The sequence below is a fragment of the Caulobacter sp. FWC2 genome, from assembly GCF_002742625.1.
GTDB lineage: Bacteria > Pseudomonadota > Alphaproteobacteria > Caulobacterales > Caulobacteraceae > Caulobacter.
Genome location: NZ_PEBF01000001.1, coordinates 2,030,874 through 2,044,596, shown reverse-complemented (window position 1 = coordinate 2,044,596; position 13,723 = coordinate 2,030,874). Strand labels below are relative to the sequence as shown.

Annotated in this window: 7 protein-coding genes and 1 pseudogene; 2 read left to right on the top strand and 6 right to left on the bottom strand. The window is 67.0% G+C overall.

All coding sequences use genetic code 11. The features are described 5' to 3' along the window. Nucleotide 1 precedes the first annotated feature (1 nt). The 5 genes from CSW62_RS09820 to CSW62_RS09800 all read right to left on the bottom strand — a co-directional run bounded on the left by CSW62_RS09820 (nt 2) and on the right by CSW62_RS09800 (nt 11,753). The gene (locus CSW62_RS09820; protein ID WP_099577297.1) at nt 2-1,285 is read right to left on the bottom strand and encodes an MFS transporter; all 1,284 of its coding nucleotides are present in this window, start codon (nt 1,283-1,285) and stop codon (nt 2-4) included. Beyond that, nucleotides 1,278-2,348 (bottom strand): LacI family DNA-binding transcriptional regulator, encoded by a 1,071-nt coding sequence (locus CSW62_RS09815; protein ID WP_199170560.1) that lies wholly within the window; start codon nt 2,346-2,348, stop codon nt 1,278-1,280. Before CSW62_RS09815 ends, CSW62_RS09820 begins: the two co-directional genes overlap by 8 nt. Before the next feature lie 187 nt (nt 2,349-2,535). Next, nucleotides 2,536-5,505 carry a TonB-dependent siderophore receptor gene (locus CSW62_RS09810; RefSeq protein ID WP_099577295.1) on the bottom strand — a complete coding sequence of 990 codons (2,970 nt, stop codon included), beginning with the start codon at nt 5,503-5,505 and terminating at the stop codon, nt 2,536-2,538. A gap of 180 nt (nt 5,506-5,685) precedes the next feature. Then, nucleotides 5,686-8,721, bottom strand: a complete 3,036-nt coding sequence (locus tag CSW62_RS09805; protein WP_099577293.1) for a glycosyl hydrolase family 28-related protein — start codon at nt 8,719-8,721, stop codon at nt 5,686-5,688. A 20-nt stretch (nt 8,722-8,741) separates the two neighbouring features. Beyond that, entirely contained in the window at nt 8,742-11,753 is a 3,012-nt protein-coding gene (locus CSW62_RS09800) for a glycosyl hydrolase family 28-related protein (RefSeq protein WP_099577291.1), read from the bottom strand. Nucleotides 11,754-11,904: 151 nt separating this feature from the next. Between CSW62_RS09800 and CSW62_RS09795 the strand changes: the two genes are divergently transcribed. Next, nucleotides 11,905-12,492: a gluconokinase gene (locus CSW62_RS09795; RefSeq protein WP_233206651.1), complete on the top strand. Its 588-nt coding sequence runs from the start codon at nt 11,905-11,907 to the stop codon at nt 12,490-12,492. On the opposite strand, the gene CSW62_RS09790 is transcribed toward CSW62_RS09795, so the two are convergent. Next, nucleotides 12,460-13,137 carry a FadR/GntR family transcriptional regulator gene (locus CSW62_RS09790; protein ID WP_099577286.1) on the bottom strand — a complete coding sequence of 226 codons (678 nt, stop codon included), beginning with the start codon at nt 13,135-13,137 and terminating at the stop codon, nt 12,460-12,462. The genes CSW62_RS09795 and CSW62_RS09790 overlap by 33 nt on opposite strands. A 338-nt stretch (nt 13,138-13,475) precedes the next feature. Here CSW62_RS09790 and CSW62_RS09785 point away from each other — a divergent pair. Then, a pseudogene (locus tag CSW62_RS09785) lies at nt 13,476-13,688 on the top strand (response regulator transcription factor); the annotation flags it as partial. Between the last annotated feature and the right edge of the window lie 35 nt (nt 13,689-13,723).

Sequence of the window (13,723 nt, the reverse complement as noted above, 5' to 3'; positions counted from 1 at the left end):
ATCACCTCTGCCGGCCCAAGGTCCGCATGGCGTAAAAGATCAGCAGGCTTGTCACCAACAGCACGGCGGCCAGGGCCAGCATGGGCGCTAGGTTGCTGCCGGTGGCGTCCCGCACCATCGGCACCATGTTCTGGGCGATGAAGCCCCCTAGATTCCCGATCGCATTGATCGCGGCAATGCCGGCCGCCGCGCGGGGTCCGCTGAGGAAGCTGGGCGGCAGGCTCCAGAACACCGGCTGGGCGGCGAAGATGGCCGGCGCGGCGATGCACAGCGCGGCGAACTTGAGCACCGGCCCCGGCAGGATCACGCTGAGCACGAGACAGAGCGCGCCCAGCAGAACGGGTCCGGCGATGTGCCAGGCGGTGGCCCCATGGCGCGCGGCGTGGCGAGGCACCGCCCAAAGCGCCACGGCGACCATCAGCCAGGGGATGACGTTGATCAGGCCGTTGGTGGTGTTGGACACGCCGAAAGACTTGACGATGGTCGGCAGCCAGTAGCTCAGGCCATAGGCCCCCAGCGGCATGCCGATATAGAGGCCAGCCAGCAGAAGCACGCGCGGATCGAAGATCGCCTTCCAGGCCCCGCGATGGTCGTCGACCACCCCGCCCCGCTCGGCGTCCAGCACCTTGGCTAGCCAGGCCTTCTGATCGTCGGGCAGCCACCGCGCATGGCCCGGGCCATTGGGCAGCTTCCAGAGCACGTAGGGCGTCAGCAGGATCGCCGGCGCGCCGGTGGCCAGGAACACCCACTGCCAGCCCGCCAGGCCCAGCAGGCCGTCCAGATCCAGCAGCAGACCGCCGACGACCGCGCCGACGGCGTTGGCGATGGCGCTGGCGATCATGAACAGACCCACCATCCGCGCCCGGTGCGACTGCGGATACCAGAGCGTCAGGACATAGAGCACGCCGGGGAAGAACCCGGCCTCGGTGACACCGAGCAGGAAGCGTAGGACGTAGAACATCGTCGCGTTCTGGGTGAACCCGAGCGCCAGGGTGACGAGACCCCACGTGAACATGATCCGCGTGAACCAGACGCGCGCGCCGACCTTGGCCAGGATCAGGTTCGAGGGCGCCTCGAACAGGAAGTAGCCGATAAAAAACAGAGACGCGCCAAGGCCATAGGAGGCTTCGCTGAGGCCCAGGGCCTGGACCATGTCGAGCTTGGCGTAGGAGACGTTCTGCCGGTCGATATAGGCGATCAGGTACATCAGGCAGAACAACGGCATCAGTCGCGCGGTAACCCGCCGGACGGTCGCGACCTCCAGATCGGCAGACGGATCAGACATTCAAGAGCCTCTCATCGGCCCGACTGGGGGCGCGTGGGGGTGGAGCGGTGGAGTCCCGCTGGATCAGCACATGGTCCAGCACGTGATCCGCATAGACCTCGGCCGAAGACCCGGGCGAACGCAACGCGCGGAGCAGAAGATCGAGGGCCATCGAGGCCATCTGGCGCACGGGCTGGCGGATAGTGGTCAGCGGCGGCCACAGGGTGGTGGCCACGGTCGTGTCGTCGAACCCGACCACGGTCAAGTCGCCGGGAACGTCCAGCCGCCGGCGGTGAGCGACCGACACGGCGGCGGCGGCCATGTCGTCGTTGCTGGCGAAGATGGCGGTGGGCCGCCGGTCTCCGTCCAGCAAGGCCTCAGCGGCGCGGAGGCCGGAATCGTAGGTGAAGGCCCCGTGCGCCACGACGAGCTCGGCGTCCTCGATTGTCGCGACGGCCGCTCGCGCGCCGTCCAGGCGCGCGGTGCTGGCGGTCTGGTTGGGATTGCCGACGATCAAGCCGATGCGGCGATGCCCCAGGTCCAGCAGATGGCGGGTCATGGCCCGGCTGGCCTCGCGATCATCGATCCTGACACTGATCGCGTACGCCGGAGGAAGTCCGGCGGCGACCACGGCGACGGGCAGATTGGCCGCGCGGAGGACATCCAAAACCACGGCGGACTCGCCCAGAGGCGGCGCCAGCACCACGCCATGAACGCCGCCACTCACCAGTCGCTGCAGTTCCTGGAGCGACGGAGCGGCCCCGTTCTCGCCGCGGACCAGGATCAACCGCGCGCCGGCGCTGGTGGCTTCCTCGAACACGCCGACCAGGAAGTCGCTCATGAAGGCGGCGCTGGGGTTGGAATAGACGACGCCGATCCGCAACTCGCCAGCCGTCACGAGATTGCGGGCCGCCAGGTTGGGTTGGAAGTTGAGGTCGCGGATGGCGTCCTGCACCGCCCGTCGAGTCGCCTCACGGACCTTGGCGCCGTCGTTGATGACGCGTGACACCGTCATCCGCGAGACGCCCGCCCGTTCCGCGACATCGGCCATGGTGGCGTCCCGGACGCGGTCCGGCCGGTTCAACGGTCGTCTCCTGCGCTGATCGCTGTCTTCACCACAATCATTCACTCGATCTCCCGTATGGGCCGCCCTCAAGCGACCCCAACGGTCTTAATCTGTAGCGCAAAGAAAGACGCCCGAGCCACGGCGCGGCGCTTGGCCGCTTCCGGGCCCGGGCGAGGCCGCCCAGGGGAAGGAGAGGCGGAAGACGCTAGAAGCTGTAGCGCAGACCAACGTGGTAGAAGCGACCCAGCAGGTCGTAGAGCGCCGGGTTGGCGTCCAGGCCCGTATTGGTCTGCGGCGACGGCGTCGGATCGCGGTTCAGCAGGTTGTCGACCTTGCCGTAGATCTGCAGGCCCTTGCCGAACTTGTACGAGGCGCTGATGTCGACATAGGTCGCGCCGCTCATGTGGTTGTAGTCGATGGTCGGATTGGTGCCTGTCGAGACTGGGCAGCTGCCAGCCTTGCATTCGACGTAGTCGGTCGTCGTACCGCCGAAACGGCCATCGCTGAACCAGCGCTCCTGGACACTGAAGGCGAAGCGCTCGTTGTCCCAGGACTGGATGGCCAGGAACTTCCAGTCCGGCGTGGCGCCGGAGTTCTGGCCGGCCGAGTCGACAGCGATGGCGCCGGGGATGCCCGGGTTGGTGACGAACTTGTGCGTGTTCGTCGCCAGGCCCCGCACCGTGAAGCGGCCGGGCACGCTGGGTAGTTCGAAGCGATAGCTGCTCTCGATGTCGAAGCCGCTGGTCTTGATCGAGGCCAGGTTGAACGTCTGGGAGTTGACGAAGGCCGTGCCCTGAGCCGGTGTGAAGTTGAAGGCGCTGCAGAACTGGGTCAGGCCCGCATAGCAGAAGTTTACGATCTGCTGGGCGCCCAGGCTGGAGATGCCGCCGTTCAGGACGATGTTGTACCAGTCAACCGAGACGCTGAAGCCCGGCAGCCATTGCGGGTTCGACAGCACCGCGCCGATGGTCACGTTCTTGGCGATTTCCGGCTTCAGGTTCGGGTTGCCGACCACGTTCTGCAGGACGGTCAGCGCGCCGCCGGTGAACGGGTTGGTGAAGTTCGGCAACGTGGTGGTGACCGGCGCGGCGAAAAGTTCCGACAGGTTCGGCGCACGGACGTCCCGCGAGGTGACGGCCCGCAGGCGGACGCCGTCGATCGGCGTGTCCCAGGTGGCGCCGACCTTCCAGGTGTAGACGGTGCCCGAGGTGCTGTAGTCGGTCCAGCGGCCGGCCATGTTGAGGTTGGCCCGGCCCGCGGCTTCCGAATTGATCAGCGGGATGTTCACTTCGGCATAGGCTTCCTTCACCGAGTACTTGCCGGCGCCGGAGTGGTAATTGCCCGCGAACCAATTGGCGCCCGACGGGTTCAGGACCGGATCGGCGGGATAGTCGGCGGTGTTGGGCGAGTCTGTGTTGCCATCGCCGTAGGGGTCGCCTTGGACGTGGTACTGCTCCTTGCGCCACTCGCCGCCGAAGGCCAGCGACACCGGACCGGCCCACAACGAGAAAGGCTCTCCGCTGAAGTTGATGCTGGCGACGTCCTGCTTCTGCACCGAGTGCTGGTAGGGGCCGTTCTTGGGCGTGATGTAGGCCAGGGCCGCCTCGCTGGGCGCCTTCCCGCCGAAGATGTTGATCGGCACGCAGCCGTTGGCGCGGGCGACCGGGTCGGCGCAGACGATCTGCCCGCCGACCGTCGTGGCCTGGATGGCGGCGCGATAGCGCGGCATCAGCAGGATGTCGCGAACGTGGATGTTCGTCGTGTTCTGGCCGTGCGTGAAATAGGCGTCGTAGCGCCATTCCTTGCCCAGGGCGTCGAACCGGCCGTCGGCGCCGATCACCGCCCGGACCTGGGTCCGCGTCGGATGGACGTTGATGTTGCGCGGCAGCAGGGCGTTGCTGGTGCCGAAGCTGAATGTGGTGATGTTATTGGCCGCGCAGGCGGCGACGATCGAGGCCGGCAGGAACGGGTTGGAGCACGACATCGTCAGGTTGGTCGTGGCGGCGCCCGGATTAGGCTGGTTGCTGCTCTCGACGCGGGCGACGTTCAGGGTCGCGTAGATCTCGTTCTTGTCGTCCAGATCGTAGCCGATGCGGCCGTAGCTGCCCATCCGCTTGATCCTCGACTGCAGCGAGGTGCCGACGCCGACATTGCCCGACAGGTCGCCGCCGACGCAGAAGCCGCCGTTGGAGTAGCAGCCGGTGACCGCGCCGTTGGCGGCCTTGGTCGGCACGCCGTTACTGCCGTACTGGAACTGGAACGGGTTGCCGGCCTGATCGAAAGCCGTGCCCTGCAGCGGGCCGGCGCTGATCAGACCGTACTTGGTATACTGGTAGGCCTGGGCGTGCTCGCGATAGAGGTACTGGGGCGAGCCGTCGTTGGTGACGCCACGATTGACGAGGGTCGCGGTCGTGTACCAGTCACGGCTGCCGGGCGCGTCTTCACCGAAGCCGCCTGCCGGAACGCCTTCTTCCCAGTCATATTCACCGCTGACCTGCACGTGCAGGCGGTCATTCATGAAGTTCTTGCCCGCCGCGACCTGGGCCAGCCATTGGTGGTTGTCGCCATAGGTCGTGACGCCGGTCAGGACATTGGCCTTGAAGCCCACGAACTTCTTGTTGGTGATGAAGTTGACCACGCCGCCGACGGCGTCCGAGCCGTAGGAGGCCGAGGCGCCGCCCGTCACCACGTCGACCCGCTCGACCAGCAGCTGCGGGAACAGGCTGATGTCCGGAACGCCGGTGACGTTGGCCGGCACGACCCGCTGGCCGTCCAGCAGGGTCAGGGTGCGGATGGTGCCAAGGCCGCGCAGCGAGAACGAGGACAGCCCCTGCTGGCCGCTCGAGGTGCTGAAGGTGCCGGTGGTCGCGCCGCTGGAGCCCTGCAGCGACGGCAGCTGGGTGATGGCGGTGAAGATGTTCGGCTGGGCGGCGCGCTCCAGGTCGGCCTGGCCCAGCACCTGGGTCGGGGTCGGCGCGGTGAAGCCGATCGACCGAATCCGCGTGCCGGTGACGATGATTTCCGTCAGAGCGGTCGCGTCGGACGATCCCGTAGCCGGGGCCCGCGCCGTCTGTGCGTTGGCCGCTCCGGCTGCCATCACCATCGCGACCGCGCTGGTCGCGAGCAACATGCTCAAAACGGGCGATCGCCCCCGCAGACTACCGACAGCGCTCATCCTACACCCTCCCATTTTTCATTGAGACCATCGTTCGATGATCTGAGGGGGACTGTGTCAGACGATGGGACCGCTAACTATACGACCATGGTCGTATGCCTCCCCAGCGCTGGGATAGCACGCAAGACAAAGCCCGGAACGCCAAGCGCTCCGGGCCTATCTTCGTCCGTCTTCGGCGTCCTAGCGGGGGCGAACCGCATAGAGCGCGCGGTGGGTCAGCACGAACAGCGTCTGCTTGTCGGCGCCGCCGAACAGCAGCTGTAGCGGCCGTTCGGGCACGTCGATACGACCCAGTTCCTGGCCGTCGGACCCGTAGACGAACACCTGGCCGTTGGCGACATAGACGCGCCCTTGAGCGTCCGACGCCACGCTCTCGCCGCCACGGTCAGCGAAGGGCTTCAGGTCGGTGATGGAACCGCCCGTGCCCACGACACCGCTATAGGTCTTGTTCTCGGAGCTGTTGGCCAGGAACACCCGCTGGCCCGGCTTGGCCGTCGTGAAGCCATAGGTGTCCAGCGAGTCCGAGAAGCGCAGGCCGCGATAGTCGGGCGGCCCCTGCTGGAAGACGCGGTAGGCTGGCAGGGCCAGGCTGCCGTCCGGCGAGACATATTCCTTTGGCTTGGACAGGGCCATGTCGCGCACGAAGAGCTCCGCCAGGGTCGGGTACTGGTAGGTCTCCGGATCGATCTGGTCCTTGAACTCGCCGTTGTTCCACCAGTTGACCGGCAGCACGGTCGCCGCGCCGGCATGGTCGGCGACCGGGGTGGCGGCGATTACGGTCACCGCGTCGTCCGGACTGCCCGGCTTGAAGCTGTAGACCGAGCCGTTGCGGCCGTCCGACGACAGCAGCAGCAGGTTGCCCGAGGCGTCGACCGCCAGGTTGACCGGATCGAGGGTGTTGTCGCGCACGATCGACAGCTTGCGGGCGTCCGACCAGCTGTAGATGCGCTGATGTTTGCGGTCGGCGAAGTAGAGTATCCCAGCCGCATCGACGGCCCCGCCGCCCAGCGAATAGAATCCGTCGGCCAGCTTCTCCACCGTCGCGCCGGCCGGGAAGGCCGAGGGCGCGACCGGCTTCGAGACGGCTGGCAGGTCCAGCACCGCGAACTGCCGCTCGCGCACTTCCAGGCCGTTGGTGACGTCCTGGATCGCGTTCTCGTAGGGATACTTGGTCAGGCGCAGGAAAGTCGCGCAGCCGTTCTCGTCGCAGGTTCCCAGACCACTCTCGCCATTGACCGCCACGTTGCGGAACCGGATGTCGTGCGAGTTGTAGACTCGCACCGCCGCCGCCGCCGGCTTGCGCGTCCGGGTGACGCGATAGCCGTGATAGTTGGCCAGCAGGATGTTGTGCGAGTCGCGGACCTCCAGCGAGACGGTGTCCTCGCCCTCTCCGGCCTCCTCCTCGGTCTGAGGCGCCAGGAACTCCCAGTTGGCGACGCGGTTGAGGGTGATCTCGGTGCGCACATGGTGCTCGACCGAAGCCTGGTAGACGTGGCCCGGCGTCGTGGTGTCGGAAACGTAGATGCCGGTATAGGCGTAGGTATTGGGACTCCAGACGTTGGAGAATGTCCCGCCGCCGCCATTGGTCACCCACAGGCTGGGATACTGCCCCGCCCAGCGCTTGGCTGGATCGGCGTCGCCCGTGCCGTTGGCGTTGTAGGGGATGACCCGCGCGCCATCGAACAGGTTGGTGCCGTGGCCGCCCTGGAACTTGACGTCGTTGACCATCGAGGTCGCGCCGGCCGTCCACAGCAGCGCCGTCGCGCGTGGATTGGCCCCGTCCGTGTAGAGGCCCAGGCCGAAGACGATATTGTCGCCGCCCTTGGCCGACTCCACCAGGGCCTTTGGCGCGCCGACGCCTTGGTAGGCGGGCGTGCCGTGGGGCAGCACGATCTGGGTCAGGCTGGGGTGCAGACCGATCAGCACGGTGTCGGACTTGAGCTTCAGGGTGTCGGTGACGCGATAGAAGCCGGTCGGGAAATAGACCACGCGATGGCCGTCAATCGCCTTCTGGATGGCGACGGTGTCGTCGGTGGCGTTGTCGCCCTTGGCCCCCAGCGTGCGGACATTCGTCCAGTCGGCGGTCGCCGGCAGGGCCCGGATCGCGGGCGCGTTGGGCTGGGGAAAGGCCTTCAACGGTTCGGCCTGGAGGTTCGTGCGGTACTCGCCCATCTGGCCGGGAGCCGGCACGGTCAGGCCGTGGTTGAAGGCCGAAACGTGATAGGTCGCCCCCTTGCCGGCGACCGTCTTGCCGCTGTCGCGGAAGCGGGCGAACACCGGGGTGTTTGACGCCACGGCGTTCTCGAAGCCGACCTGGGTGTAGACGTTGCGCTCGTTGGAGATGACGACGCCGGCCTTGGAGATGTTCTCGAAGCGGACGTCCTTGCCCCACAGCCAGTCGCCGTAGCCCTTGTCGATCTCGATCCCGACGGGCGTGTCCTTCATCGCCACATTGACTAGGGTCAGGCCCGCCTCGTGCTCACGGATCGCCGCGTCGCGCTGGCCCTCGAAGGTCGAGTCCAGCAGCACGAAGCCCCAGGCCGGCGACGGCTTCTCGGCCAGGATGCCGTAGCGGCCGCCCTTGAAACGCAGGTCCTCGGCCTCGTTGGCGACGTGATAAAGGCCCGCAAGGCCCGAGCCGATGTCGAAGTCCATGTGGGTCAGCACGGCGTGCTGGGCGGCGTGGAAGCGGATCGCCGTGGCGGCCGGATTACCCTTGCCGATCTTGAAGTCGATGTTGCTCATCGCGCTATAGAAGGTGCCGGGATTGGCGTCTGGCACGTCCTTGTCGAACGGCACGCTGCCCGGCGGCGGGAAGGCCACCGGACGCCCCGCCGGATCGCGCTTGGCGCCGGCGAAGATGACCATGTTGGCCACGCCCTTCTGGAAGCCCGGCGTGGCGTCGGGGAGTTCGATGAGCGGCCGCGTGGCGCCGACGCCGAACACCCGCACGCCCGGCCACAGGAACAGGGTCTTGCTGATCCGGTAGCGGCCCGAGGGCAGGAAGACGAGACCGCCGCCCGGCTTGGCCGCAGCCGCGTCGATCGCCGCCTGGATCGCCGCGCCGTCGTCGGTCTTCCCGTCGCCCTTGGCCTTGACCACGATAGCGGCCGGGTCGTCGGGCACCGTCGCCAGGACCGAGGTCGAAGCCCAGGCGGAACCGGTCGCCAAACTCAGCGCGATCGAAGCCGCGCCCAACACAAGCCAATGCTTCATGGCAGCCTCCCTCACCCGACCTACGGGTTCACAGCGTAGAGCGAATGGTGGGTCAGGACGAACAGGGTCTTGCCGCCCTCCCCGCCGAAGATCAGTTGCAGCGGCCGCTCGGGCACGTCGATGCGGCCGGTAGGCTGGCCATCGGCGCCGTACTGAAAGATCTGGCCATTGGCGACGAACACCCGGCCCTGCCCGTCCACCGCGACGCTCTCGCCGCCGCGATTGGCGAAGACCTTGAGGTCGGTCAGCGTCCCGCCGGGACCGACCTGACCGCTATAGGTCTTGTTCTCAGAGCCGTTGGTGACGAACAATCGCTCGCCGACCGCGCCGCCGATCAGGCCGTGGGTCTGCAGGCTGTCGGACCAGCGCCAGCCGACATGGTCCGGCGGCCCCTGCTGCCACACTCGGAAGGCGGGCAGCGACACGCTGCCGTCGGGCGAGACATATTCCTGGGCCTTGGGCGTTCCGACATCGCGGGCGAACATCTCGGCAAGGGTGGTGAACTCGCCCTTGGCCGGGTCGTACTGATCCTTGAACTCGCCGTTGTTCCACCAGTTGACCGGCAGCAGCGTCTTGGCGCCGGCGCGCGCGGATACGGCCGTCGGCGCGATCAGGGTCATCTGGTCCTTGGGGCCGTTCGGATCGATCGAATAGACCGCGCCTTGCGGCCCAAGCGACGACACCACCAGCAGGTTTCCCGAGCGATCGACGGCCAGGTTGGTTGGGTCGAGCGAGCTGTCGCGGACGATCTCCAGACCCTTGGCCGCCGTCCAGCGGTAGATCCGCTGGAACCGCTTCTCGACGAAGTACAGCGCCCCGTCCGCGCCCACCGTCGCGCCCGAGATCGACCAGAAGCCGGTCTCCAGCTTCCTGACGCTCGGATTGGCCGGCGGTGGGGCCGGCTGGTCGGCCTTGACGTCCAGCACCGCGAACTCGCGCTCGCGCACCTCCAGCTTGCGGGTCTTATCCTGGATGGCGTTCTCGAACGGATACTTGCTGGCCCGCAGGTAGGTCCCGCAGCTGATGGTGTCGCACAGGGCCACGCCGCTCTCGGCGTTGATGTGGACATTGCGGAAGCGGATATCAGTCGAGTTGAACAGCTTCACCGCCGTCTCGGCCGGGTGGTACGAACGCGTGACCCGATAGCCGTGATAGTTGGCGAACAGGATGTTCTTGGAGTTGCGGATCTCCAGCGACACCGCATCGGGGCCGTCGCCGACCTCCTGCTCGGTCTGCGGCGCCAGGAATTCCCAGTTCTCCACATTGTCGAGCACGAACTCGTTGCGCACGTGGTGCTCGACCGAGACCTCGTAGATGTGGCCCGGCGTCTTGGTGTCGCTGATGTAGAATCCGGCCGAGGCGAAGGTGTTCGGGCTCCAGACATTGGCAAAGGTGCCGCCGCCGCCATCGGTGACCCAGATGCTGGGGTACTGTGCGTCCCAGCGGCCGTCGGCCACCGGATCGCCGCTGCGGGCCTGGGCAGCGCCCAGCGGCTTGCCGTCGGCGGTGGGCGTGCCGCCGCCCCCCATGATCTTGACGTCGGTGACCAGGGACTTCTCGCCCGACCGCCACAGCAGCGCCGAGGCGCGTGGGTTCACACGGCCGGTGAACAGGCCGATGCCGGACAGGATATTGTCGCCGCCCCTCGGCGTCTCCAGGATCGGCTTCACCGTCCCGACGCCGGCATGGCGGGGATTGGCGTCGGGGATGACCAACTGGGTCAGAGCCGGATGCAGGCCGATCAGCACGGTGTCGGCCTTCAGCTTCAGCGTGTCAGTGACCCTGTAGAAGCCGATCGGCAGATAGAGCACCCGGTGGCTGTCGATCGCCTTCTGCAAGGCGACCGTGTCGTCGGTCGCGCCGTCGCCCACGACGCCTAGCGTCTTCACGTTGGTCCATTCACCGATCGGCGGCGTGGCCCGCAAGGCCGGCCCGGTGGCGGCCGGCAGCGCCTTCAGCGGCGCAATGTCGGAAATCGTCTTGTACTCGCCCACGTGACCCAGGCCCGGCAGGGTCAGGCCATAGGTGAAGTTGGCGACCCGATAGGCCTTGCCCTTGCCGTCCACGGTCTCGCCGCTCTCGCGGAAGCGGGCGAACACCGGCGTGTTGGACGCCACGGCGTTGTCGAAGCCGACTTGGGTGAAGACGTTGTCCTCGGCCGAGATGACGACGCCTGCCTTGGAGACGTTCTCGAAGCGGACGTTCTTGCCCCACAGGCTGTCGCTGTAACCCTTGTCGATCTCGATGCCGACGGGTGTGTTCCTGATGGCCACATTGACCAGCGTCAGGTCGACCTCGTGCTCGCGGATCGCCGCATCGCGCTGGCCGTCGAAGGTCGAGTCCAGCAGGGTGAACTGCCAGGCCGGAGAGGTCTTCTCGGTGACGATGCCGTAGCGACCGCCGTGGAAGTGGACGTCCTCCATGATGTTGCCGGCCTGGTAGACGCCGGCGAACGCCGAGCCCAGGCGGAAGTCCATGTGGCTGAGGAAGGCGTGCTGGGCCATGCGGAACCGCACGCCAGCGGCGGCTGGATTGCCGTCGCCGATCTCGATGTCGACATTGCTCATCGACGAATAGAAGGTGCCCGAATTGGCGTCGCGCACCTTGGCGGTCGCGGGCCGCACGGTCGGGACCGGCACGGGGATGTCACCGACCTGGTACTGGTCGCCGCCGGTGAACACGATCATCGTGCCGACGCCCTGCTGGAAGCCCGGCGTGTTGGCGCCCAGCACGAAGGTGGGACGCGTCGGACCAACGCCGAAAACGCGGACGCCCGGCGGCACCAGCAGGCTCCGACTGATGCGATAGCGACCCGATGGCAGGAAAACCAGGCCATGACCCGTGCCGTCGCGCGCCGCGTCGATGGCCTTCTGGACGGCGTCCGTGTCGTCGGCCTTGCCATCGCCCACGCCCTTGACCGTGATCGCCTTGGGATCGTCCGGCGCTTTCGGCAGGAAGGAGGTCGAAGCTGCGGCTTCCGCCACGATGGGGCACGCGGCCACCAGGATCGCCGACAACAGGATCGCTCTCATGCTGCTTCCCAAATCTACTTTGGGACTAGTGATAGAGCGGTCGGCGGTGGCGACCACCGCGACCATGGTCGTAGTTACGGCTCGCCGACACGCCGCTAGAACCTCAGCCGTGGCGTGTCGATCTTCGACACCGTCAGGTCGAGGCCCCCATTTGCCGCCATCGCGCCCAGCACGCTCTGTCAGTTTCGCCGTCGTCGTGATGGGCGTCAGCGGCTGTGGGAAGTCGACCCTGGGCGCCCTGCTGGCGGGGGCGCTGGACTGCCCCTTCCTGGAAGGCGACGCGTTCCATGACGCAAGCGCCGTCGCCAAGATGCGGGCGGGCCAGCCTTTGGTCGACGATGATCGCTGGCCGTGGCTGGATCGGCTGGGCGCGGCCATTGGCGAGACGCTGTCGACGCAAGGCGGTGTCGTGGCGGCCTGTTCGGCGCTGAAACGCGACTATCGCGAGCGTCTGCGCGCGGCCATCGGCGCTCCCACACGCTTCATCCTGCTGGACGCCCAGCCAGACGAGCTTCTGCGCCGCATCACCCAGCGCGCGGGCCACTACATGCCGGCTAGTCTGCTGGACAGCCAGTTAGCCACCCTGGAGCGCCCCGCCCCCGACGAAGCCGTTCTCACGCTCGACGCCGCCACCTCGCCCGAACGCCTGCGCGCGCTGAGCCAGACCTGGCTGGAAACGGCGACGCGACCGCTCGGCGCTGCGCGCCTAGGGCATGAGCCGCTTTCGCCCTCGCGATAGATGCCAGCGCATCGCCAGGGCCGCGCCGTCGGCGTCCTGGGCCCGGATCGCTTCAACGATCATCTCGTGCTCACGCATCATCTCGGCGATCGCTTCCGGCGGCCGCGAGCGGGAGATGTCGACGCCGGCCCGCATGATGCGGTCGACATCCGCCTCCAGCGCCTCGAACGCGACCAGGAAGGCGGGGTTGGCCGTGGCGAGCACGATCTGGCGATGCAGCTCCATGTCTTCGGCGTGCGCCGGCGCGCTGGACATCAGGGCCGTGCGCAACTTCGAAAGCGCCGCCTCGATGCTCGCCATCTCCTCCGCCGATCGCCGCACCGCCGCCAGCCGCGCGGCCTCGGCCTCGAGCACGAAGCGCACCTCGTAGCTGCCCATGGTCGAGGGCAGCTCGGACAGCGGCATATAGGCGCTCAGCTTGTCCGACGGCCGGTTCTTGATGAACGACCCCGCCCCACGCCGCGCCTCGGTGATGCTGTCGGCGGCGAGACGCACCAGGGCCTCGCGCACGACGGTGCGCGACATGCCGAACATCTCGGCGAGCCGCGCTTCCGACGGCAGGCGGTCGCCGACCTCCAACCCGTCGCTGTTGATCATCTCGACGATGCCCGTATAGGCGCGGTCGGCTAGGCGGCCTTCGCTCATCAGTCTCCCCTTCGGCTCACGCCACCATCGGGCCATTCGCGTCGTGAGGCCAACCCCTGCGCCCGATCACCGCCCATACAGGGAAAAGCTGTATGACAGGTCTCATGGATATCACGGATCGAGCGTGATGTTCACGCTCACATTTCTAAAATCTCTTGAATTAGTCCAACAGATAACGCTAACATCCGAAATCAGCGAACCGGACCAGCCGACTCAGAGCGGCAGCGAGAAAAACCGGTAGCCGCACCTCCGAACGCGGAGGTCAGGGGAAGAGAAAGAGGGGTTGCAGCATGACCATGATGGATATCCGCAGAGCAGACCGGGACATCGAGACGGGCCTCGGCGCGCTGACGCCGACCCAGATGAAGGTCCTGGAGGGCGTCAATCTGGGACTGCTGAACAAGCAGATCGCCCACGACCTCGGCATCGCCGAAGCCACGGTCAAGGCGCACATGACCGCGCTGATGCGCAAGCTCAATGTCCACAACCGCACCCAGGCCGCGATCGCGGCGCAGTCCCTGGCCCAAGGCCTGCGCTCCGCCGAGCGTTAAGCCCGCGCTTGCCAATCGGGGCGACGTCGCGCTAG

What these genes read in the sequence shown, in the direction of transcription:
- CSW62_RS09820 (WP_099577297.1), bottom strand. Translation starts at nt 1,285, where the DNA reads ATGTCTGATCCGTCTGCCGATCTGGAGGTCGCGACCGTCCGGCGGGTT.
- CSW62_RS09810 (WP_099577295.1), bottom strand. Translation starts at nt 5,505, where the DNA reads ATGAGCGCTGTCGGTAGTCTGCGGGGGCGATCGCCCGTTTTGAGCATG.
- CSW62_RS09805 (WP_099577293.1), bottom strand. Translation starts at nt 8,721, where the DNA reads ATGAAGCATTGGCTTGTGTTGGGCGCGGCTTCGATCGCGCTGAGTTTG.
- CSW62_RS09800 (WP_099577291.1), bottom strand. Translation starts at nt 11,753, where the DNA reads ATGAGAGCGATCCTGTTGTCGGCGATCCTGGTGGCCGCGTGCCCCATC.
- CSW62_RS09790 (WP_099577286.1), bottom strand. Translation starts at nt 13,137, where the DNA reads ATGAGCGAAGGCCGCCTAGCCGACCGCGCCTATACGGGCATCGTCGAG.